The sequence below is a fragment of the Arthrobacter sp. PM3 genome, from assembly GCF_003352915.1.
GTDB lineage: Bacteria > Actinomycetota > Actinomycetes > Actinomycetales > Micrococcaceae > Arthrobacter.
Genome location: NZ_CP022314.1, coordinates 1809669 through 1832057 on the forward strand (window position 1 = coordinate 1809669; position 22389 = coordinate 1832057).

At 70.7% G+C, this 22389-nt stretch carries 17 protein-coding genes; 9 read left to right on the forward strand and 8 right to left on the reverse strand.

All coding sequences use genetic code 11. The features are described 5' to 3' along the window. Positions 1-5: 5 nt before the first annotated feature. From CFN17_RS08425 to CFN17_RS08440, 4 genes are all read right to left on the reverse strand, one after another. Positions 6-932 carry an NADP-dependent oxidoreductase gene (locus tag CFN17_RS08425; RefSeq protein WP_208750960.1) on the reverse strand — a complete coding sequence of 309 codons (927 nt, stop codon included), beginning with the start codon at positions 930-932 and terminating at the stop codon, positions 6-8. Between the two features lie 72 nt (positions 933-1004). Beyond that, positions 1005-1421, reverse strand: a complete 417-nt coding sequence (locus CFN17_RS08430) for a YkvA family protein (protein WP_208750961.1) — start codon at positions 1419-1421, stop codon at positions 1005-1007. Between the two features lie 17 nt (positions 1422-1438). After that, positions 1439-2071, reverse strand: a complete 633-nt coding sequence (locus tag CFN17_RS08435; protein ID WP_208750962.1) for a TetR/AcrR family transcriptional regulator — start codon at positions 2069-2071, stop codon at positions 1439-1441. Between the two features lie 110 nt (positions 2072-2181). Continuing rightward, positions 2182-2886 carry a class I SAM-dependent methyltransferase gene (locus CFN17_RS08440; RefSeq protein ID WP_208750963.1) on the reverse strand — a complete coding sequence of 235 codons (705 nt, stop codon included), beginning with the start codon at positions 2884-2886 and terminating at the stop codon, positions 2182-2184. A gap of 136 nt (positions 2887-3022) precedes the next feature. Here CFN17_RS08440 and CFN17_RS08445 point away from each other — a divergent pair, with 136 nt between their 5' ends. The 8 genes from CFN17_RS08445 to ppsA all read left to right on the forward strand — a co-directional run bounded on the left by CFN17_RS08445 (position 3023) and on the right by ppsA (position 13822). Next, positions 3023-3349 carry a thiamine-binding protein gene (locus CFN17_RS08445; protein WP_208750964.1) on the forward strand — a complete coding sequence of 109 codons (327 nt, stop codon included), beginning with the start codon at positions 3023-3025 and terminating at the stop codon, positions 3347-3349. 72 nt (positions 3350-3421) lie between these two features. Continuing rightward, entirely contained in the window at positions 3422-4099 is a 678-nt protein-coding gene (locus tag CFN17_RS08450) for an O-methyltransferase (RefSeq protein ID WP_208750965.1), read from the forward strand. Positions 4100-4622: 523 nt separating this feature from the next. Further along, positions 4623-5744, forward strand: a complete 1122-nt coding sequence (locus tag CFN17_RS08455; protein ID WP_208750966.1) for an acyl-CoA dehydrogenase family protein — start codon at positions 4623-4625, stop codon at positions 5742-5744. Next, positions 5738-7306 carry a bifunctional PIG-L family deacetylase/class I SAM-dependent methyltransferase gene (locus CFN17_RS08460; protein WP_208750967.1) on the forward strand — a complete coding sequence of 523 codons (1569 nt, stop codon included), beginning with the start codon at positions 5738-5740 and terminating at the stop codon, positions 7304-7306. The genes CFN17_RS08455 and CFN17_RS08460 overlap by 7 nt, the downstream gene beginning before the upstream one ends. Before the next feature lie 5 nt (positions 7307-7311). Continuing rightward, positions 7312-8139, forward strand: coding sequence for a glycosyltransferase family 2 protein (locus CFN17_RS08465; RefSeq protein ID WP_208751403.1), 828 nt, complete (start codon positions 7312-7314; stop codon positions 8137-8139). 83 nt (positions 8140-8222) lie between these two features. Continuing rightward, a complete protein-coding gene (locus CFN17_RS08470) occupies positions 8223-8411 on the forward strand; it encodes a three-helix bundle dimerization domain-containing protein (protein WP_208750968.1) in 189 nt (62 codons plus the stop codon). Positions 8412-8631: 220 nt separating this feature from the next. Next, the gene (locus CFN17_RS08475; RefSeq protein ID WP_208750969.1) at positions 8632-11316 is read left to right on the forward strand and encodes a cation-transporting P-type ATPase; all 2685 of its coding nucleotides are present in this window, start codon (positions 8632-8634) and stop codon (positions 11314-11316) included. A 58-nt stretch (positions 11317-11374) separates the two neighbouring features. Continuing rightward, entirely contained in the window at positions 11375-13822 is a 2448-nt protein-coding gene (gene ppsA / locus CFN17_RS08480; RefSeq protein ID WP_208750970.1) for a phosphoenolpyruvate synthase, read from the forward strand. Here the strand turns inward: ppsA and CFN17_RS08485 are convergent. Continuing rightward, positions 13811-15757 carry a heavy metal translocating P-type ATPase gene (locus CFN17_RS08485; RefSeq protein ID WP_208750971.1) on the reverse strand — a complete coding sequence of 649 codons (1947 nt, stop codon included), beginning with the start codon at positions 15755-15757 and terminating at the stop codon, positions 13811-13813. The genes ppsA and CFN17_RS08485 overlap by 12 nt on opposite strands. 141 nt (positions 15758-15898) lie before the next feature. Here CFN17_RS08485 and CFN17_RS08490 point away from each other — a divergent pair, with 141 nt between their 5' ends. Beyond that, a complete protein-coding gene (locus tag CFN17_RS08490; protein ID WP_208750972.1) occupies positions 15899-19165 on the forward strand; it encodes an HAD family hydrolase in 3267 nt (1088 codons plus the stop codon). On the opposite strand, the gene CFN17_RS08495 is transcribed toward CFN17_RS08490, so the two are convergent. From CFN17_RS08495 to CFN17_RS08505, 3 genes are all read right to left on the reverse strand, one after another. Continuing rightward, entirely contained in the window at positions 19116-20135 is a 1020-nt protein-coding gene (locus CFN17_RS08495) for a zinc-dependent alcohol dehydrogenase family protein (protein ID WP_208750973.1), read from the reverse strand. The genes CFN17_RS08490 and CFN17_RS08495 overlap by 50 nt on opposite strands. 58 nt (positions 20136-20193) lie before the next feature. After that, the gene (locus CFN17_RS08500) at positions 20194-21144 is read right to left on the reverse strand and encodes a universal stress protein (protein WP_208750974.1); all 951 of its coding nucleotides are present in this window, start codon (positions 21142-21144) and stop codon (positions 20194-20196) included. A gap of 79 nt (positions 21145-21223) precedes the next feature. Beyond that, the gene (locus CFN17_RS08505; RefSeq protein ID WP_208750975.1) at positions 21224-22339 is read right to left on the reverse strand and encodes a YihY/virulence factor BrkB family protein; all 1116 of its coding nucleotides are present in this window, start codon (positions 22337-22339) and stop codon (positions 21224-21226) included. Between the last annotated feature and the right edge of the window lie 50 nt (positions 22340-22389).

Consider the following 22389-nt stretch of genomic DNA (forward strand, 5'->3'; position numbering starts at 1 on the left):
GACGGTCAGCCGGCGTCGACCCTCACAATGATCTTCCCGCGGGTATGACCCTCCATGTTCAGCCGGAAGGCGCCGGCCGCGTCCGCCAGCGGAAACGTCCGCGCCACTTCGACCTTGAGCCCGTGCTCGTCCACCAAACGCGCCAGGCGATCGAGGTCGGCCGCGACAGGGTTCACCCACATCCACGTGCCGCCGTGTTCCTCCACCGAACTGTCCGCGATGGACGCGTGCCGGCCGCCCTCCGCGAGGACCGCCAATGTGGTGTCAAGGTTGCCGCCCACGAAGTCCGCCACGACGTCCGCACCGGCGGGGGCCACGGCCCTGACCCGTTCCGCCAGGCCCTCCCCGTAGCTGACCGGCTCGGCCCCGAGTGCCCGGAGGAAATCGTGGTTCTTCTCCGAGGCGGTGGCAATCACGCGGGCGCCGAACGCCACGGCGAGCTGGATCCCGAGGGAACCCACGCCGCCGGCGCCGCCGTGGATCAGTACTGTGTCTGACGCCTTGATGCCCAGCCGGGTGAGGACCTGGTACGCGGTGAGCCCGGCGAGCGGAAGCCCGGCGGAGCCGTCCCAGTCCAGGGTTGCCGGCTTCCGGGCCAGGAGCCGTTCTGGCAGGGCGATGTACTCGGCGAAGCTTCCGCCGTGGACGAAGTCCTTCCGGCCGTAGGCAATGACTTCATCGCCGGGCCGGAAGTTCGGGGCGTCGATTCCCGCCGACTCCACGACGCCGGCGACATCCCAGCCCGGGATGACGGGGAATTGAAGATCCATCATGGAATCGAGGTAGCCGGCCATGATCTTCCAGTCCACCGGGTTCACGGACGCCGCCTTGACCTTCACCAGGACCATGCCGGGCCCGACTTTCGGCAGGGGCTGCTCCGTCAGTTCGAGGACATCAGGACTTCCATACTGGCTGTAGCTGATCGCTTTCATGCCTTAGGGCAACCCCCGGGCTCCCGGCCGTATTCCGGCGGTGACTTCTTTTTGGCGGTCGTATTCCGGCGGTCAGGCGGGCGTTCCGAGGCCGGCGAGCTTCAGGATGACGGCCAGGCCTTCCGCGGTGCCGGGCCAGTGGCGCCGGACGGCGTCGGCGCCGGCGCTGGCGACCACCGAGCGCAGCACGAGCGCCACGATCACAACGTCATCGGCGTAGCCGATCACCGGAATGAAGTCCGGAACGAGGTCGATCGGTGAGGCGAGATAGACCAGGAGCAGCACCAGCAGGACCCGGACCCCGACCGCCACGGTCTTGTCAGCCAGCAGGTGGCGGATGAGCCGCAACAGGTCCGGGAGCAGCCGCAGGGCGTCCTTCATGGTGACGGTATCGGGGTGCCGGCGGGCATAGGCCCACAGCAGGACCAGCAGGATCGCGTAGACCACCAGCAGGCCGCCGATGACCCCGGCGAGGGTTTCCCATCCCATGGGCCCGAATTTACCCGCTACCCCAATACGGCGTCGAACGCGGTGCCCGGCAGCGGAGCCTGCGGCGGCAGTGCCCGGTCCGGGCGTTCCGTGCGGATGGCGTCTTCGACCAGCGCCACGGGGCGACGCCAGGCATCGGAGCCCGGTTCCATGGTGTCCACGACGCCGATCAGCATGGCCAGGAGGCGGATCATGTCCGTCATCGAGATGTCGCTGCGCAGCGTGCCCTGGCCCTGCCCGCGGCCCAGCAGGACGGCGATGGATTCAATCAGGCCGCCGGTGATTCCGGTCAGCAGCCCCCGCCGGCCCGCGACCGCACCCAGGAGGTTCGCTTCCTCGCTGGCGACGCGCATGGTGGCATCGATGACCCGGAAAAGGCCGGTGGCGGCGTCGGGGTCGGCCAGGGCCTGGTCGATGGCCGGGTCCACCTGGAGCCGGAGCTGCCGGTTCAGGGCGGCGAGCACCAGGTCTTCCTTGTCGGCGAAGTTCCGGAAGAGGGTGGCCGGCCCCACCCCGGCGGTGAGCGCGATGGTCTGCAGCGGCACTTCGGGGCCGTGCTCGCGGAAGCATTCGCGGGCCGCGGAGATGATCTTGTCCACGTTGCGCGCGGCGTCTGCACGGAGCGGCCTGCGGTCTACTGCCCGGTTCATTTGCCTAGGTTAGCAACGCGCGGGCCCGGCGCAGCTGTTACCGCCGGGTAGTCCTTTATGTGACGATTCCGGGCGCCCATTCCGGTGCCGGAGGGTGCGGAGGCCTGCCCTCAACCGGCTTCCAGGACGAAGAAGATGAAGGACAGGAACGCTGTCCGTTCGCCGCTGAGGATGCGCGGCGGAAGGAGTTCGTGCGGTGTGTCCGGAGCCGGTTCCGGTTCGCTCACGGCGGCCACTCGGTAACCTGCCGACGTGAAGGCGCTGATCATCGCGTGAAGGGGCCGGTGCCAGAAGGTCAGCACCGCAGGCTCACCGTCGAATTCATAATCCTCCGAGTACTGCCGGACGGCGAAGTAGTCCTCGGTTGGCTGGGTGACCACGCTGACCGTGGGGTGGTTGACCGACAGAATCAGGCGCCCGCCGGGCTTCAGCACGCGCCGCAGTTCGGCAAGCGGCGCTGACCAGTCCTGCAGATAGTGCAGGACCAGGGACGAGACGACGTCGTCGAAGGAGCCATCGGCGAAGGGCAGCGGCTTGCTCAGGTCTGCCACGTGCAGGTCCGCGGCCGGGCCCAAGCGCTGCCGTGCCAATTCGAGCATCGCGGGACTGGCATCGAAGCCCGTCATGATCGCGCCTTTAGCGCTCAAGGCCGCGGACAGCGGCCCGGAGCCGCACCCTGCGTCCAGGACCCGGCGGCCGTCGACGTCGCCGGCGAGGCCAATCATCGCCGGGCGCTCGTAGTAGGCGTTGAGGAGGCTGGACTCGTTCTCCGCCGAGTAGCTCTCGGCGAAACTGTCATAGTGGTCAGGCTTCACGGAACCTCGCTCACGGTTGGGACGGCCACGGCTGGAACTGTCAGCTCGAGCCTAACAACGCCGCCCGTGAAAGACTGGTGCGGGACGGCCCGACAATTCCGACTGCCGGTCCGGACCCAGTGAAAGGAACCAGCACATGCTCGTCGCATTCTCCGTAGCACCCTCCGGCGATCCCGCCAACGGCCAGGCGCCCGGCGACGCTTCGGTCCATGACGCCGTCGCGGCTGCCGTGCGGATCGTCCGGGAGTCCGGGCTGCCCAACCGGACGAGTTCCATGTTCACCGAGATTGAGGGCGAGTGGGACGAAGTCATGGACGTCGTCAAGCGGGCCACCGACGCGGTGGGCGCCTACGGTTCCCGCGTCTCACTGGTCCTCAAAGCGGACATCCGCCCCGGGTACAGCGGCGAGCTCACGGGCAAGGTGGAGCGGCTGGAAAACGCGCTCGGCGGACAGGAACAGTAGGGCACCAGGCCCTGGGCTGGCACCGGCTCCGGGAGTCTACCGCCGGGCCCGGACGGCTGGAACACTGGGGGCATGATCGAGCATCAGCCCGCTCCCGGCTGGGTGGCCGTGGAGAACTTCCTGTCCGACGTCGTGGTCCGTCCGGGCCCTGAACTCCAACGCGCGGTGACCACCGCCCTTGAGGCGGGCATGCCGCCCATCGAGGTGGCTCCCAACGCCGGCAAGCTCCTGAAACTTCTGGTCCAGCTCTCCGGCGCCCGCCGGGTTCTGGAGATCGGCACCCTGGCCGGCTTCAGCACCATTTGGATGGCCCAGGGACTGCCCGACGACGGCCGCCTCGTCACGTGCGAGTACCTGCCCCGGCACGCCCGCGTGGCGCGCGCCAACATTGACGACGCCGGTCTGGGCCACAAGGTCGACATCAGGGTGGGCGCGGCACTGGACACCCTGCGCGAGCTGGAACGCGAGCCGGGGCCGCCCTTCGATTTCGTGTTCATCGACGCCGACAAGGAAAACAACCCCCACTACCTGGACTGGGCCATCCGGCTGGGCCGGCCGGGCACAGCGATCGTGATGGACAACGTCGTCTGGGAGGGGGCCGTACTGGACGCGACCATGGACACCGTGAACGCGCCCGGCATCATCAGCGCGCTACGGATGCTCGGCGACCACCCCCGGCTCGACGGCACCGTCATGCAGACCGTGGGCTCGAAAGGCTGGGACGGCTTCGCCCTGGCGATCGTCCGCTAGCGCGGGAGCGGCCGGCCCGGTGCGACCGGCCGGGTGCGACCGGCCCGGTGCCACCGGCCCGCCCAGTGGGCATGTCCCCCGCCGACCGGCTGGCCCGCGGAGCATGCCCATTTTTCAAGCCGCGGATTGGGCATAGTGGCACCATGCCCAGTGCCCGCGTCACCGGGAGGGCATGTCCAGTGGCGTCGGTTCGTGCGACTGGGCATGTCCGGTGCCCGCGGCACGGAGAGAGCATGTCCGGTGGTCGCAGGTCATGCGGGTGGGTATGTCCAATGGCTGGGGCCTCGGGAGGGCATGTCCAGTGGTCGCGACACCGGGAGGGCATGCTCAGTGGCCGCGGTTCGTGCGACTGGGCATGTCCGGTGGCCGCGGCACGGGGAGGGCATGTCCAGTGGTCGCGGTTCGTGAGACTGGGCGTGCCCACCGGAGTGCTAAGTATGCTTAGATTGCTAGGCAGCGGCGCCGCCCGCCGCCGGATCCGCCCAGCAGAACCGCCGAACCCAAAGGAACACAGGCAGCCGAAATGAACGGGACCCCCGCCTCCCACCACGTCATCCCTGCCAGGATCAGCCCTGTGAGAATCAGCTCATCGGCCGCCGAGCTCGACGCCATCAGGCCTCTGCTGTCCGAGGCGCAGGCTGCTATCGGCGATGTCCCGGCCCTGCTTGACCTCGCCAAAACAGTGGCGGCGACGGCGCCGAAACCGGGGGAGGGGCGGACCGCTTTCCTCTGGGAGATTCTGGCCTCCGTGGCCGCCGTCGACGTCGCTGCCGGCCGGGTGCTGGAGCCGCACCTGGACGCCGCCGCGATCCTGGCGCAGGCGGCGGGCCTGGCCGCGGACGAGGGCCGGGACTGCCCGGACTTTGCCGGGATCCACTTTGACGGCGCCTGGGGCGTCTTCGCCGCGGAGGCACCCGGCCTGCGGCTTGAGGCGAAGGAAACGGGGGGATGCTTCGAGCTCCGCGGCGCCAAACCCTGGTGCTCGCTGGCCGCGCATCTGGACCATGCGGTGCTGACCGCCCACGTCGGGGACAGCGGCCGCGCCGCGTTCGCCGTCGACCTCCACGCCGACGGCGTGAGCTTTTCGGACCCGGCGTGGACCAGCCGCGGCCTGCGCGAAATCCCCAGCGGCACGGTGCACTTCGACGGAGTCCAGGCGGTGCCGCTGGGCGGCTCCGGCTGGTACTTCCAGCGTCCGGGCTTCGCGTGGGGCGGCATGGGCGTGGCCGCCTGCTGGCTGGGCGGCGGCGTCGCGGTGGCGCGCAGCTTTGCCGCATCGCTGCAGAAGGCCGCCGACGGCGGACGTGAGCCGGACCAGATCGCGCTGGCCCACCTCGGCGAAATCGACCGCACCCTGACGGCCCTGACCGGGTATCTCGCGCGGACCGCCGCACGGATAGACGCGGGGGAGCTGTCCGACGGCGGCGCATGGCGCGAGGCGCTGCGCGTCCGCGGCGGCGTGGCCACGGCCGTTGAACGCATCCAGGCGCTCGTGAGCCAGAACCTGGGTCCGGCCCCGCTGGCCTTCGATGAGGCCTACGGGAAACGCATGGCTGACCTCGCCCTGTATATCCGCCAGCATCACGCCATGCGCGACGACGCACAACTGGGCACCCTGCTACTGGCAGGAAACACCCCATGGTGAGCTTCACCCACCACGACGCCGGAACCAGCGAGGCCGCATGGGCCGCCGGCGGTGTGGCCGAGCTGCCGGAACTCCCGCTGGACGACGCCGGGCTCGCCGGCCGGGCGTTCATTGTCCTGGCCGCCCACCCCGACGACGAATCGCTCGGCGCCGGCGGGCTGCTTGCCCGGCTGCATGCCGTCGGCGCCGTCGTCCGGGTGCTGTTATGCACGGCGGGGGAGGCCTCGCACCCCTTCTCGCCAACAACCACGCCGGACCGGCTCGCCGCTGTCCGGGTCCGGGAATTCGGCAGCGCCATGGCGCACCTGTCCGGAGGCGGGGGCGCGGCCGGGAACGGGGCGCGGACGACGAGCAGAGACGTCGAGTGGCGGTGCCTGGGCCTGCCCGACGGGCAGCTCGCCGACCACCGGGACCAGATCCGCGCCGCAGTCCGCGAGGCCGCCGCCGGGTGTGGCCGCGCGCCCGGGGAAGTCGTTCTTGTGGCGCCGTACCGCTCGGACGGGCACTCCGACCACGACGTCCTCGGTGCCGTTGCCGCCGAGCTCAGCGCCGCGGCAGGCCACGCCCTCCTCGAATACCCCATCTGGTACTGGCTGTGGGCCGCGCCGGACGAGCCGGCTGACCCTGCCGGGGCCCCTTGGCGCGGCTGGTTCCGGCTGCCGCTGCGCCCCGCCGAGCAACAGGCCAAGGCTGCGGCCATGGCGGCACATGTATCCCAGGTGCAGCCGCTGTCCGGCCAGCCGGGCGACGAAGTGCTCCTGCCGCCGGACTTCCTGGCGCACTTCACGCGGCCGTGGGAGACGTTCGCCTGGCACCCGACCCCCGCCCCGGAGAGGAAATCCCCGGAGAGGAAATCTCTGGACGGGGATGCCCCAGAAACCGATGCGCCGGAAACGGATGCCCCGGACCCCGTACCGGCAACCTCCTCCACACACCCCTATGCTGCCAGCGACGCCGAGCGTCTCTTCAACGCCGTACACGCCCGGGACGAGGATCCCTGGCAGTACACCTCCAGCTGGTACGAGCACCGCAAGCGATCCCTTACGCTGGCCGCGCTGCCCCGCAGCAGCTACACGTCCGGACTGGAGATCGGCTGCTCGATCGGAACGCTGAGTGCGGAGCTTGCGCCGCGGTGCGGACGCTTCCTGGCCGTCGATGCCAGCGGCACGGCCCTGGACCGCGCCGCCCGGCGGCTCGCCGGCCTGTCCGGGGCGCAGACACGCCACCTGACCGTCCCGGACGAGTGGCCGGACGGGACATTCGACCTGATCGTGGTCTCGGAAGTGGGCTACTACCTCTCGCCGGCAGAACTCGCCCGGCTGCTCGGCCGGATCAAGGCAGCGCTCGTGCCCGGCGGAACCCTCCTGCTGTGCCACTGGCGGCACCCCGTTTCCGGCTGGGAACTCGACGGCGACGCGGTGCACGCCGCCGCCCGGCAGCAGCTGGGCTGGACCAGCCGCGGGGTCTACCAGGAAACCGACTTTGTCCTCGAGGTGCTTCTTGCCCCGGACCCCGCGCCGGAGCCCGCGCCGGAGCCTGGCGCCCGCGAACGGAGGCGGTGAGCGGGATGGCGGCGCTGCCGCTGCCACGCGGGCACCGCATCGAGAGGGTCGCCGTCGTCGTGCCCGCCCACAACGAGGAAGCCCACCTTGAACAGGCGCTGCGGGCCGTGCAGCGGGCCGCGGATGCCCTGGACCCGGCCCGTTCCGGCGTCGACGTCCGGGTAACCGTGGTGCTGGACAGCTGCACGGACGGCTCCGCGGTCATTGCGGCCCGCTACGCCGCGGTGGACCCGCGGTTCAGCGTCCTGGAAGTCGCCTACCGCAGCGCCGGCGCCAGCCGGGCCGCCGGTGTCCGGGCCGCGGGCATCGGTATGCCCCGGCGGCGGCCGCCAGGGCAGCGGAGGACTCCGGCCCCCTGGGAAGGCCGGACCTGGCTGGCCAACACCGACGCCGATTCCCGGGTCCCGGAAAACTGGCTGGTCCGCCAGCTTGAGTTCGCCGAGGCCGGGGCCGACGCGGTGCTGGGATCCGTGGAACCGGACCCGGCCGGCATGGACCCCGAGCTGCTGCGGCGCTGGCGCGAACGGCACCCGTTCCACGAAGACCACCCCCACATCTACGGCGCGAATTTCGGGGTCCGGGCCTCCGCCTACCTGGCCGCCGGAGGGTTCGAGCGGATCACGTCCGAAGAGGACCGGGCCCTCGTCCACAACCTCCGGAGCCGCGCTTTCACGGTCACGGCCACGGACAGCACCCGGGTCGTGACCTCCGGCCGGACCCACGCGCGGGCGCCGCACGGCTTCGGCACCTACCTGCGAAGCCTGGGCAGGCTGGCGCGGCCGGCCGACAGTTCATTGACGCCCGGACCCGGCCGCTCCACACTGATGGAGTGACCGACGCTGCGAATGAACACCGCATTGATGGAAACCGCATTGATGAACCCGGCATCAATGAAGGCCGCATTGATGAAAGCGGCATGGATCAAGTCGTTGACCGCCTCTCGACCCGCTTCCCGCACGTTCCCCGGATCCACATCGCCGGGATTGTCGGAGAGGAATTCGAGGCCCTGAACGCGGGCCGGATCCGGACGTTTATCCCCACCCTGGTTGAGCGCGGCGCCCGGGTGCGGCTCCAGGGGGAGTTCGGCGTCCGGGCCGCCGAGTAGGGCCGGACCCCGGCGGCCGCGAATTCGCCGGAATGCGTCCAGTTCGCCAGGAAGCTTCCGGCGATCCGGGGCCTTTCCGGCGAGTTCGACGGCGGATCCCGATCCGGGGGCAGTGGACCTTTGGCCCTTACCGGCCCCGTCGGCCGGCAGCATGCTCGATTCATGAGGTCCCTGAGCAGGGCCGGCGGCCGGCAGTGCCCGTGAGGGGCGGTGCGGGGGCGTGACTCCGGCCGCGGGGCAGGACTCGCTGTCAGCCGTTGCCGGCCTCAGCGCCGAGGAAGCTGCCCGGCGGCTGAAGGAAGTCGGCGCCAACAAACTCCCTGAACCCCGCCCGGTCCCGGGCTGGCGGCGGCTCCTGGCCGAGCTGACTCACTTCTTCGCGATCATGCTGTGGGTCGCGGCCGGATTGGCCTTCGTCGCCGGAATGCCGCAGCTGGCGATCGCCATCATGGTGGTGATCGTGGTCAACGGGGTCTTCGCCTACATCCAGCAGGCGCGGGCCCAGCACGCCGCCGCCAAGCTCCGCGAACTGCTCCCCGCCCTGGTCTCGGTGCGCCGGGACGGCCGCGTCATCAAGGTCCACTCCTCCGAACTCGTGCCGGACGACGTCGTGGTCCTGGTAGCCGGCGACCGCGTCCCGGCGGATGTCCGCCTGGCCCTTGCCACCAGCTGCGAGGTGGACGAGTCGATGCTCACGGGCGAGAGCGAGGCGGTCGCCAAGACCCCGGGGGACACGGCTTTTGGCGGGACGTTCCTGGTCAACGGCCATGCCGAGGGAGTGGTCTCGGTGACCGGGGACCGGACCAGGCTCGCCGAGATCGCCGCCCTGACCGGCAAGGTCGAACCCCCGCCCAGCCCGCTGGCGCAGGAACTGCAAAGAATCGTCCGCATCACCGCCACCATGGCCCTGGGCATCGGCGCCCTGTTCTTCGTGCTCTCTCTCCTTGTCGGCATCTCCTGGCGCGATGCCTTCCTGTTCGCGATCGGCGTGGCCGTCGCGCTGGTCCCGGAGGGCCTGCTGCCCACGGTCACGCTCTCCCTGGCCGTCGGCGCGCAGCGGATGGCCAAACGCAACGCCCTGGTGCGCAACCTCCAGGCCGTGGAAACCCTCGGCTCCACGACCTTCATCTGCACGGACAAGACCGGCACCCTCACACAGAACCGGATGAACGTCGTCGAAGTCTGGACCCCGGCCGGGCTCCTGGCCATCGACGGGCAGGGCTACAACCCCGAGGCCGTCATCACGGGCAGCGGCATGGCGGAGGCCGGCCGGCTCAGCCTGGCGGCACGTGCCGCCTCGGTGGGGCGCGCCGTCCTCCACGAGGGCCGCTGGATAGCCGAAGGCGACCCAATGGAGGCTGCCATCGACGCGCTCGCCAGCCGCCTCGCCGCCGGAACCGGCGGGGCCGATCCCCGGGAACAGCCGACGCCGTCGCACCGGTTCGCGTTCGACCCCCGCCGGTTGCGGGAGTCGGCCATCGTCGGCACCACCCTGTACATGAAAGGTGCCCCGGAGTCGGTGATCCCCCTGTGCGCGGGAACCGGCAACGGCGCCGGCACCGGACGGGGCGCGGGGCCGGGCGCGGGGCCGGGCACGGAGCAGGCGCTGGCCATGGTCGATGAGATGGCCTCGCACGGCCTGCGGGTACTCGCCGTCGCCCGGCGCAGCCTGCCGGGACCGCCGGGCACCGCGTTCAAGCTGGAGGAGGCGGAGACCGGGCTGACGCTGCTGGGCCTGATGGGCCTGCACGATCCTCCGCGGGCCGAGGTGAAGGTGGCGCTCGCGGCCGCCCGTGACGCCGGGATCAAGGTGGCCATGGTGACCGGCGACCACGCCTTCACGGCCGCCGCCATCGCCCGGGAGACCGGGCTGCTCGGCGCCACGGAAACCGTGCTGCAAGGACCCGACCTGCCCGCGGACGACGCCGTCCTGACGGCCCTGCTGGACCGTGACGGGGTGGTGGTCAGCCGGGTGACGCCGGAACAGAAACTGCGGGTGGCCCGGCTGCTGCAGGCGCGCGGGCATGTCTTGGCCATGACGGGCGACGGCGTCAATGACGGCCCGGCGCTGCAGCAAGCCGATATCGGGGTTGCGATGGGCCTGAGCGGCACCGACGTCGCCCGTGAGGCCGCGGACCTCGTGCTGCTCGACGACGACTTCGCCACCATCATTGCCGCCGTGGAGCAGGGCCGCGCCACCTACGCGAACATCCGCCGCTTCCTGACTTACCACCTGACCGACAACGTCGCCGAACTCACGCCCTTCGTCATCTGGGCCCTGTCCGGCGGCCACTTCCCGCTGGCGCTGGGCGTGCTGCAGATCCTGGCCCTGGACATCGGCACCGACCTGCTGCCCGCCCTGGCCCTGGGCAGCGAGGCGCCCAGCAAGGGCACGCTCAAGCGGCCGCCCGAGCGCCGGCACCTGATGGACCGCGCCCTGATGTTCCGGGTGTTCGGGCTGCTGGGACCGGTGGAAGCCGTGATGGAAATGACCGCGTACACGGTGGTCCTACTCGGTGCGGGGTGGCGGCCCGGCGCGGAACTGCCGGTCGCAGATGTGCTCATGGCGGCCTCCGGCGCCGCCTTCACCACCGTTGTCCTGGCCCAGCTGGCAAACGCGTTCGCCTGCCGCAGCGCCACCGTGCCGCCCTGGCGGCTGGGCTGGTTCACCAACAGGCTGCTGGTGTGGGCCGTGCTGGCCGAGCTCGGGCTGCTGTGCGTGTTCCTGTTCGTCGGGCCGGTGGCGGCGCTGCTGGGTCACGCCCCGCCGACGCCGGGCGGGCTGGCGGTGGCGATGGCCGCGGTCCCCGCCGTCCTGCTCGCCGACTGGCTGTACAAGATCGTCCGGCACCGCCGGACCGGGTCCCCCGCCGGCAGCGGTGCCACGCGGGTCCAAAGCCCCTGACCGCGGGAGGCGCGTCCCGCGCACGATGGGTCCATCAACAACACACAGGAGCCCCGACATGCCTGAATCCCCCGTGATGCGGTTTGACGAGATCGGCATGGGCGACGTCCCTGCGGTCGGCGGAAAGAACGCCTCGCTCGGCGAGCTCATCCGCGCCCTGCAGACCGAGGGGGTCCGGGTCCCCGACGGGTTCGCCACCACAGCCGCCGCGTACCGGACCTTCATCGCCGCCAACGGGATCGAGGCCGCCATGCGCTCGCGCATTGCGGCCTACCGGTCCGGGGGCGCCACGCTGCGGGCCACCGGGGAGGCCGTCCGGGAACTGTTCCTGGCCAGCGAGTTCCCCGACGACATCGCCGCGTCCATCCGCACGCACTACCGGGAGCTGGGGGAGCGGGCGGGCGTGGACCGGCTCTCGGTCGCCGTCCGCAGCAGCGCCACCGCCGAGGACCTGCCGGACGCCAGCTTTGCCGGCCAGCAGGAGACGTTCCTGAACATCGCCGGCGAGCGGGAACTCCTGGACGCCTGCCGCCGCTGCTACGCCTCCCTGTTCACAGACCGGGCCATCAGCTACCGCGAGGTCAAAGGATTCGACCACATGGACGTCGCCCTCTCGATCGGTGTCCAGCGGATGGTGCGCTCCGACGTCGGCGCCTCCGGGGTGATGTTCTCCATCGACACCGATTCGGGCTTCCCCCGGGCCGCCGTGATCAGTGCGGCCTGGGGCCTCGGCGAAACCGTGGTCCAGGGCACCATCAACCCGGACAAATACCTGGTCTTCAAGCCGCTCCTCACCGAATCCGCGGCCGCGCAGGGCATCGCCCCGATCATCGAGAAAGCCCTCGGCTCCAAGGCCCGCAAGATGGTCTACAGCCGCGGCGGGAGCGCCCGCACCCGGATGGTGGACACCTCGGAGGCCGAACGCCGGGCGTTCGTGCTGGACGACGCCGAGATCCTGGCCCTCGCCCGCTGGGCCGTCAGCGTCGAAAACCACTACGGCCGGCCCATGGACATGGAATGGGCCCGCGACGGCGAAACCGGGGAGCTCTTCATGGTCCAGGCCCGGCCCGAGACCGTCCAGTCACGCCGGACCGGCCCGCACTTCACCATCCACCACCTCCTGGAACAGGGGACGGTGCTGGCCGCCGGCGCGGCGGTCGGGGACTCGATCGCGCACGGCACGGTGTGCGTCATCCGGACCACGGCGGACATCGCGGCGTTCCGCGACGGCGCCATCCTGGTGACCGAAATGACCGACCCCGACTGGGTGCCCATCATGAAACGGGCCGCCGGGATCGTCACCGACCACGGCGGCCCGACCAGCCACGCGGCGATCGTCAGCCGCGAACTGGGCGTGCCCGCCGTCGTCGGAACCGGCAACGCCACGGCCGTCCTGGCCGAGGGCCGAGCCGTGACGATCTCCTGCGCCGAGGGCGACGCGGGCCGCGTCTACGACGGCACCCTGGCCTTCGAAACCGAGGACGTGGACCTCGGCGGGCTGCCCGAAACACGCACCGCCGTCATGGTCAACATCGCCAGCCCGGCCGCTGCCTTCCAGTGGTGGCGGCTGCCGGCCGACGGCGTCGGGCTCGCCCGGATGGAATTCATCATCAGCAGCCTGATCCGCGTCCACCCCATGGCCCTGGTCCACCCGGAACGGGTCACCGACCCGGCCGAGGCGCGGCAGATCCGGGAGCTGGCGCAGGGGTACGCGGACCCCACAGGCTACTTCGTGGACGCGCTGTCGCTGGGCATCGCCAAGATCGCCGCGCCGTACTATCCCCGCCCGGTCATTGTCCGGCTCAGCGACTTCAAGACCAACGAGTACGCCCACCTGCTCGGCGGGCCCGCGTTTGAGGAGCCGGAGGAGAACCCCATGCTGGGCTTCCGCGGCGCCTCGCGCTACTACGACGACCGCTACCGCGAGGGATTCGCGCTCGAATGCGCCGCGCTCCGGCGCGTCCGCGAAAAGCTCGGGTTCACGAACGTCATTGTGATGGTGCCGTTTTGCCGCACGCCCCGGGAAGCGGACAAGGTCCTTGCCGTCATGGCTGAGCACGGCCTGGTCCGCGGCAGGAACGGGCTGCAGGTCTACATGATGTGTGAAATCCCGTCCAACGTGGTCCTGGCCGAGAAGTTCGCCACGCGCTTCGACGGTTTCTCGATCGGCTCCAACGACCTCACCCAGCTGGTCCTGGGCGTGGACCGTGACTCCGGTACGCTCGCGGCGCTCTTCGACGAGCGGGACGAGGCAGTGATGGCCATGATCAGCGAGGCCATCCGGAAGGCGCACGCCGGCGGCATCAAGATCGGCATTTGCGGGCAGGGCCCCAGCAACCATCCGGAGTTCGCGGCGTTCCTGGTCCGGGAAGGGATCGACTCGATCTCCCTGAACCCGGACAGCTACCTCAAGACCGTGCCGCGGATCGCGGAAGCGGAACAGTCAGTGGCCGCCACGGAAGCGTCAGCCGGATCAGGTGCGGCGAAGCCGGCGTCAGCCCGGTAGCGGCGCCCGCCGGGCACCTTCCCGGGCCGGTGCCGCGCGGCCTGCGCCGTGGCGCCCGGGGCCAAGGGCCCGCAGGGCGTTGAGGATGGTGGCGAGGTCCACGAGCTCCTGGGTCAGGGCGCCGGCGATGGCCGGCACGTAGCCTGCGGCGGCGGCGATCATGAGGACCACGCTGAGCGTGATGCCGATCCAGATGCTCTGCAGGGCCACCTGCACCGTGCGTTGCCCGATCCGCACGGCCGATGCCACCTTGGAGAGGTCATCGAGGATGATCACGACGTCGGCCGACTCGCCGGCCGCCGTCGAGCCGCGGGCCCCCATCGCGATGCCGACGTCGGCGACCGCCAGGACGGGGGCGTCATTGACGCCGTCGCCGACCATCATGACCGGGCGGTCCGGCAGCGACCGGACGGCCTCGACCTTATCCGGCGGGAGGCACTCGGCACGGACATCGGTCAGCCCGGCCTCGTCCGCGATGTGCCGGGCGGTGGCAAGGGCGTCGCCGGTCAGCATGATCGTCTGGCCCACGCCCAGCTCTTTGAGCTCGCCGAGGGTGCGGCGGGTCTCCTGGCGGATGGGGTCGCTCATCACGAGGGAGCCGACGAATTCGCCGCCCGCGCCGACATAGATGGCGAGCTCGCCGCTGGTCAGGTCCGTCTCGGCCACACCGGAGGCCCACTCCGCCACGAACGCGGGCTTGCCCACCACCACGTCCTGGCCGTCGAACCGGGCGCGCACCCCATGGGTGGCGAATTCGGTGGCCTCGGTGGCGGCCGCAAACGGCAGGGCGCGGGAGCGGGCGGCATCCATGACCGAGGCCGCCAGGACATGGGAGGAATACTGTTCGGCGGAGGCGGCCAGCTGCAACACCTGGTCCTCCGAGAGCTGCCCGGCGGCCCGGATGCCCACCAGGGCAGGCCGGCCGTAGGTCAGGGTTCCGGTCTTGTCGAACGCCACAGTCTTGATCCGGCCCAGCTGCTCCAGCACCCCGGCGTACTTGACGATGATGCCCGAACGCGCGGCCCGGCTCATGCCGCCCAGGAACGCCACCGGCGCAGCGATCAGCAGCGGGCACGGCGTGGCCACCACCAGGACCTCGGCGAAGCGTGCCGGGTTGCCGCTGATGATCCAGCCCACCGCGCCGAGAATGTAAGCGAGGGCGGTGAACGGGACGGCGTAGCGGTCGGCCAGCCGGACCATGGGCGCCTTGCTGTCCGCCGCTTCCTTCACGAGGGCGACGATCCGACTGTACTGCGAGTCCTCCATACGTGCCGTGACCCGCATCCGGATCGCGGCCTCACCGTTCAGCGACCCGCTCATGAGGCCGTCCCCGGCGGTCCGTTCCACCGGCAGGCTTTCGCCGGTGAGGGAGGATTCGTCGAACGACCCCGACTCGGAGAGCAGGACGCCGTCCAGCGGGACCACCTCGCCGGGGCGGACCAGCAGGATGTCTCCGATTTCGACGTCGGTGGCCGCGATGTCCTCGTGCTGGCCGTCGGTTTGAGCGCCGCCGTTGGCGGCGGCTGTGTCGGTTCCGGCGGTGTCAGCTCCGGGGCCGGGGGTGCCGTTCCGCTCCCGGTGGGCGATCTGCGGGACGCGTTCCAGCAGGGCCGTCAGCTCGCCCTTGGCCCGGCCGGCAGCGTAGTCCTCGAGGGCCGTGCCGCCGGCGAGCATCAGCACGATGATCATGGAGGCGATGTACTCACCCACGAGCACGGTACTGATGATCGCGGTGACGGCGAGGATGTCGATGCCCCATTGCCCACCGGCCAGCCGGCGCACCATCCCGACAGCGAGGTAGGCTGCCACGGCCAGGGCATAGACGCTCGCGGCGACCTGGGCGATGCCTTCCTGGCCCGCGGCCAGGAGGGCCAGCACCGCCAGGAGGGCAACGAGGGTCCCGGCCACGAGTGGATACCGGAGCACGAATTTCACGCAAGTCCCGCTTTCGGCGTCGTGTCATCGACTACTTGAATCCTACTGCGCTGCTCCCGCGGCCCCGGGGCCTGGAGGCCGACGCTTTGCCCGGGCCGAACGCCACTGTCGCCGCCCGCGGATGGCTGGTAGGACAGGGCCATGACGGAGTCGCCCACAGTTGCCGCCGCGCTGGCGCCCGTCGACGCCGTGATCTTCGAACTCGACGGCGTCGTGACCGACACCGCCGAGCTGCGCGCAGCAGCCTGGAAGCAGCTCCTCGACGACGTCTTGCAGGACCCCCGGCTTCCCGCCGACGCCCTGCGCGCACCCGTCACGGACGACGAACTCGCCCGGTGCGTCGAGGGCCGGACCGGGGAGGACGGCGTGGCCACGTTCCTGGCCTCCCGCGGCGCCGCCATTGCCCGCGGCCTGCCCGCGGACAGTCCGTCGGAGTGGACGGCGTCCGGGCTCGCGCGCCGCCAGGACGCCATGTTCGAAGCCATGCTCGCCGGCGGCCCGGTCCCGGTCTTCCCCGGCACCGTCGCGCTCCTTGAACGGCTCCGGGCGGGCCGGATCCCGGTGGTCCTGGCCACCTCCAGCCGCAACGCCGCCGCCGTCCTGGCTGCGGCCGCACTCGGGGATGTCTTTGACCACGTCGTCGACGGGCAGACGGCCCTGGACCGTGACGTCGCCGGAATGCCGGCACCTGCCCTGGCCCTCGAGGCCGTCCGCCGGCTGGAGATCACCCCGGCCCGCGCCATGGTGATTGCCGCCGCGGCGTCCGGCGTCGAAGCCGGGCGGCGGGGCGGGTTCGGTCTCGTGGTGGGCCTCGACCGGGTCGGACGGCGGGCCGAGCTGGAAGCCGCGGGCGCCGACGTCGTGGTTGAAGACGTCAGCGAACTGGACATCGGGCTGGTCATCACGCACCCCTGGCTGCTGGTCTACGAGGGATTCGACCCGGCCCACGAAGGACACCGGGAGGCACTGACCACGCTCGGGAACGGTTACCTCGCCACCCGCGGCGCCGCACCCGAACACCGGGCAGGGGAGGTCCACTATCCGGGCACCTACCTGGCGGGCATTTACAGCACCCTCGCCAGCGTCGTCCAGGGCGAGGAGACGGTGGACGAGCACATGGTCAACATCCCGGACTGGCTGCCGCTGGACGTCAGGGTGGGCGGCGCCGCGTGGTGGTCCGGCGGCGGCCTGACGCTCCGGAGCGAGCGCCGCACCCTGGATCTCAAACGCGCCCTGTTGAGCCGGGAAGCGCTGCTGGAGGACGACGCCGGGCGGCAACTGCAGGTGCTCCAGCGCAGAATCGTCTCCATGGCCGAACCCCACCTGGCGGCGATGGAGACCACCCTGACCGCGCTCGGGTGGAGCGGGAACATCAGCGTCCGCAGCGGCTGCGACACGGCCGTCACCAACTCCAACGTGCCCGAGGACGCCCAGCTGGCCAACCGGCACCTGACAGCGGTGGCGGTGTCCGCCTCAGAGGACGGCCCGGGCACTGCGGAACTGACGGTCCAGGTACGGACGCGCGGAAGCAGGATCGGGATCGCCCTGGCGCTGCGGACCCGGATTTCCGGCGGGGCGGAGCAAACCGGACCCCGCGGGGTCCACGAACCTGGCGGCGGGATGCACGGCCACCGCTTCGAGCTGGCCGTTACGGACGGCGTCCCCGTCACGGTGACCAAGACGGCAGCCGTCGCCACCTCCCGGGACCACGCCATCGCCTCGCCTGTCTCTGCGGCGCTCGCCGTGCTGGCGCGGACACCCCGGGACTTCGGCACCTTGCTGGCCGAACATGAGGCGGCGTGGAGCCTCCTGCTCGCGCCGTTCATCATCGACTCCGACGCCCCGTCCCAAGCCCAGCTGATCCTCAACCTGCACGTCTTCCACCTGCTGCAGACCCTCACCACCCACACGGCCGAGCTCGACGCCGGCGTCCCTGCCCGCGGGCTCCACGGCGAAGGCTACCGGGGGCACATCTTCTGGGATGAGCTGTTCGTCCTGCCCGTCCTGAACTCCCGGCTGCCCGCCGTCGCCCGCGAACTCATTGACTACCGCTGGCGGCGGCTGGGGACAGCGCGCGACGCCGCCCGCAAGGCCGGGCTGAGCGGCGCCCTCTTTCCCTGGCAGAGCGGCAGCGACGGCACCGAACAGACACCCAAATTCCTGTTCAACAGGCTCTCCGGGCACTGGGTGCCGGACTACTCCCACCTGCAGCGGCATGTGGGCCTCGCCGTGGCCTACAACGCCTGGCAGTACTTCGAAGCGACCCAGGACAGGGGATGGCTGACCCGGCACGGGGCCGAGATCGTGGTGGATGTCGCCCGGCTGTTCGCCTCCCTCGCGGAGCACGACGCCGCCGAGGACCGGTTCCACATCCGGGGCGTCATGGGCCCCGACGAGTACCACACCGGCCCCCCTGGCAACCCCGGCGGAGGACTGGACGACAACGCCTACACCAACATCATGGCAGCCTGGGTATTCGACCAGGCGGTCTGGATCATGCATTCCGTCCGGGGCTTCGACATGGACGAGCTGCGCTCGCGGCTGGGCATCACGGCCGGGGAGGTCGCCGCCTGGGCCCACCTGAGCCGGCGCATGTTCGTGCCTTTCCACGACGGCGGCATCATCAGCCAGTTCGACGGCTATGGCGCGCTCCGGGAACTGGACTGGAAGCATTACCGCCGCGCGTACCGCAACATCGAACGGCTGGACCTGATCCTGGAAGCGGAGGGGGACAGCACCAACCATTACCGGCTCGCGAAACAGGCGGATGTCCTCATGCTCCTGTACGTCCTGGGCGAGGACCAGCTCCTGGGGTTCCTGCGCCGGATGGGGTACGCCGTCGACCGGGCGCAGATCGCGGCCACCGTGGACTACTACCTGGCCCGGACCGCGCACGGCTCCACCCTCAGCAGGGTGGCCCACGCCTCGGTGCTGGCACAGCGGGACCCGGAGCAGGCGTGGGCCACGTTCCGGGAAGCCCTGGACACGGACCTGGACGACACCCAGGGCGGCACCACGAGTTCGGGCATCCACCTGGGCGCCATGGCCGGGTCGATCGACGTCGTCCAGCGCAGCTTCGCCGGGCTGCGGATCACCCGGGACGCCCTGGACTTCACCCCGCGGCTGCCGGCGGAGCTGTCCCGGGTGGAGTTCCAGGTCCGCTACCGGGACCAGCTGCTGGCCGTGCACCTCGGCACGGACAGGCTGCGCGTGTCCGCCGCTCCGGGGGACGCCGCCCCCGTACTGGTGCGGGTCGGAGCGGAAAAGGTGCTGCTGCGGGCCGGCAAAGAGTATGAGTTCCTCTTCGGTCCCCGCCCGGCCGCTGACGGGCGACCGGCTGACGGGCGGCAGGTTGCGGCTACGTCGCTGGCGTGCCCCGATCCATGTGCAGCACCGCCGCGCCCGTGATCCGGTCCCCGGCCAGGTCCCGCAGGGCCTGGTCCGCCGCCTCGAACGGGTACGCCACCGTGGTGGGGCGCAACGGGATCTCGGCGGCGATGCGGAAGAATTCCTCGCCGTCGGCCCTGGTATTGGCCGTGACACTGCGCAGTTGGCGCTCCTGGAAGAGGTCGTCGCTGTAGCGCAGGGGCGGGATGTCGCTGAGGTGGATGCCCGCGACGGCGAGCGTCCCACCGCGGTCCAGGGCCCGGAGCGCCACCGGCACCAGGGTGCCGGCGGGCGCAAACAGGATCGCGGCGTCCAGCGGGTCCGGCGGCTGGTCCTCGGCGCCGCCGGCGAACGTCGCGCCCAGCTCCATGGCCAGCCCGCGGGCCTCCGCGGACCGGGTCATGACGTACACCCGGGCACCGCGGTAAAGGGCGATCTGGGCCGCCAGATGCGCGGAGCCGCCGAAGCCGTAGATGCCCAGCCGGCCGCCGATCGGCAGCTCGGCCCGGCTCAGCGCCCGGTAGCCGATGATTCCTGCGCACAAAAGCGGCGCCACCTGTTCGTCGCTGAAGACCTCCGGGAGCCGGTAGGCGAAGTTCTCGGCCACGGTGATGAGCTCGGCGTATCCGCCGTCGCGGTCCCAGCCGGTGAATGTGGGGGACAGACACAGGTTCTCCTGTCCGCGCAGGCAGAAGCGGCAGCTCCCGCAGGTGCCGCCCAGCCAGGCCACCCCCACCCGCTCGCCGAGGCCGAACCTGGCGGCCCCCGGGCCGAGCCCGATCACCTCGCCGACCACTTCGTGACCCGGGATGGTCCCGGGGTGCCGCGGTTCAAGGTCGCCCTCGGCCAGGTGCAGGTCCGTGCGGCACACGCCGCAGACCCTGACCTTAAGCAGGATCTCTCCGCGCGCGGGCACGGGATCCGGGCAGTCGGCGGCCACGAGGGGCCCGCCGGACATGGGTCCGGGAACGCCTACCCGCCAGGCACGCACTGCGGCCTCCTTCTCCTGGTAACTCCCTGGTTCGTCCGGTCCTGCTTCTCCGGCGCGGCTAACGGCTGACCAGCACGTTGCAGCGGGCCTTATGGAGCACGGCGGAGACCGTGTTGCCGGGCCCGGCCGCCGGGTTGTGGGTCCCAAGCACCAGCACATCGGCGTCCGCTGCGGCGGCGAGAAGCTCCCGGGCGGCCGCATGGCCCTCGCACAGCACACCGGAAACCTCCAGCCCTGAAGCCAGCCCGCGGGCCTCGTCAACGGCACGGTCCAGAAGTTCCTGACCGTGGAGCGCCCCGTGGCGGCCGTGGTCGTCCCGCGCCCCGCCATGCGGGTCCACGTGGACGAGCCGCAGCGGGCCGCCGAGGACGCCGGCCAGCCGGACGGCCCCGGCCAGGACTGCGGGGCTGCGGGGCGAGGCATCCACTCCCGCCACGACGGGGCCGCCGGGGATGCGCGGCCGGCGGATGATCATCACGGGGCAGTGCGCGGAGCCGGCGAGGTCAAGGCACACCGAACCCGCCACCGGGCCCAGGACGGCGCCGAGCCCCCGGCTGCCGACCACCAGCAGTTGCGCGTCCAGGGCGGCCTCGCGCAGTACCGGCGCGGCCAGCCCGGCCTCGATGACGCCGTCGACCTCCGGGATGACGGGGACGGTGGGTTCGGGGTGTTCGGCGGGTTCCGGTTCGAGACCGGGCTCGACGCCGGGCACGGGTTTGGTGGTGGATGCGGGTCCGGTGCCGGCTGTTTCCAGGACGGCGCTGCGCGCCAGTTCGATACCTTCGGCAAGGATGGCTTCGGCAGAATGCCGGAGCCCGCTGCCGGCCACTCCCTTAACCGGGCCGAGATTCTTGGTGAAGACCGGCCACACCCAGGCGTGCACTACGCGCAGGTTGAGTCCGGTTGCAGCCGCATAACCGGCGGCCCAGCGAACGGCGAGCTGCGCGGCTTCAGACCCGCCGTAGCCCACCGCCACGATGCCGCGTTGATGGCCTGCGGGTGCCGGCATGATTCCTCCCGGATCTGCGGACGCACCCCTTCGCCCGGCTATACGTGCAGCCCAGTAGACCGCTCCGGTCAGGCAATGGCTAGGGGCTTTGGTCCCGCGGGGCGGCCTGCTGCTCCCGCAGTTCGCGTCCGCGCCGGATGTCCTCTTCCTCCCGGGCCTGTTGCTTGTCGCTCTGTTTGGTGTCGCGGGGCGGCAGCTGGATGGTCTCTTCGGCCTCAATTCCGGCCTGCAGCTGGCGTCCGCGCTCTGTCTCGGCGTCGAACTCCGCACCGAACAGCAGCGACATGTTCAGGATCCACAGCCACAGCAGCGAGATGATGACACCGCCAATGGCGCCGTACGTCTTGTTGTAGCTGGCGAAGTTGGCCACATAGAACGCAAAGGCCGCGGAAGCCAGCAGGAAGATGACCAGGGCGATTGCGGAACCCAGGCTCATCCAGCGGAACTTGGGCTGCTTCACGTTGGGGGTGGCGTAGTAGAGGATGGCGATCGCGAGCACGACGAGGAGCAGGATCACGGGCCACTTGAGAATATTCCACGCCGTCAGGACGGCCCCGCCCAGGCCGATCGCATTGCCGACCGACTCGGCGACTGGCCCGCTCAGGACGAGCATGGCAGCCAGCACGAGGACGATCAGCATGGTAGCCAGGGTGACTGCGAGCATCGTGCCCCGCAGCTTGATAAACGGCCGGCCCTCGTCGGTTTCGTAGATCCTGTTCATGGCCCGGCCAAACGCACCGACATACCCTGAAGCGGACCAGAGGGCGGTGAGGATGCCGATCACCAGCGTGAGGCCGGCTGCCGAGGAGTGGCTGAGCTGCTCGATCGGCTGGCGGACGGCGTCCACTGTTTCAGCCGGCGCGAAGCCTTGGACGATCTCCAGAAGCGCGGAGGTGGTCTTCTGGGCTTGGCCAAAAATGCCCAGCAGGGATACGAGAGCCAACAGCGCCGGGAAAATTGAGAGGACCGAGTAATAGGTCAGGGCCGCGGCGAGGTCGGGGCACTGGTCCTTGGTGAACTCCCTCAGGGTCTTCTTTGCAATGTATTTCCAGGACGGTTTCGTGACGTCGGCAGGGCTGTCCGGCTTCCGGGAATCGTCCGGAGCGGGCGCCATCCGGGCTTTGGCGGTGCTGCTCTCCGGTGTCTCGGCGTCGTTCTTCATGTCGTTTTCTGTCTGGGCCGGGTTTTGGGACATGGGATTTCTTCCTTCGTCGGGTTAAGCGCACCGGCCGGCCGCCCAAACGC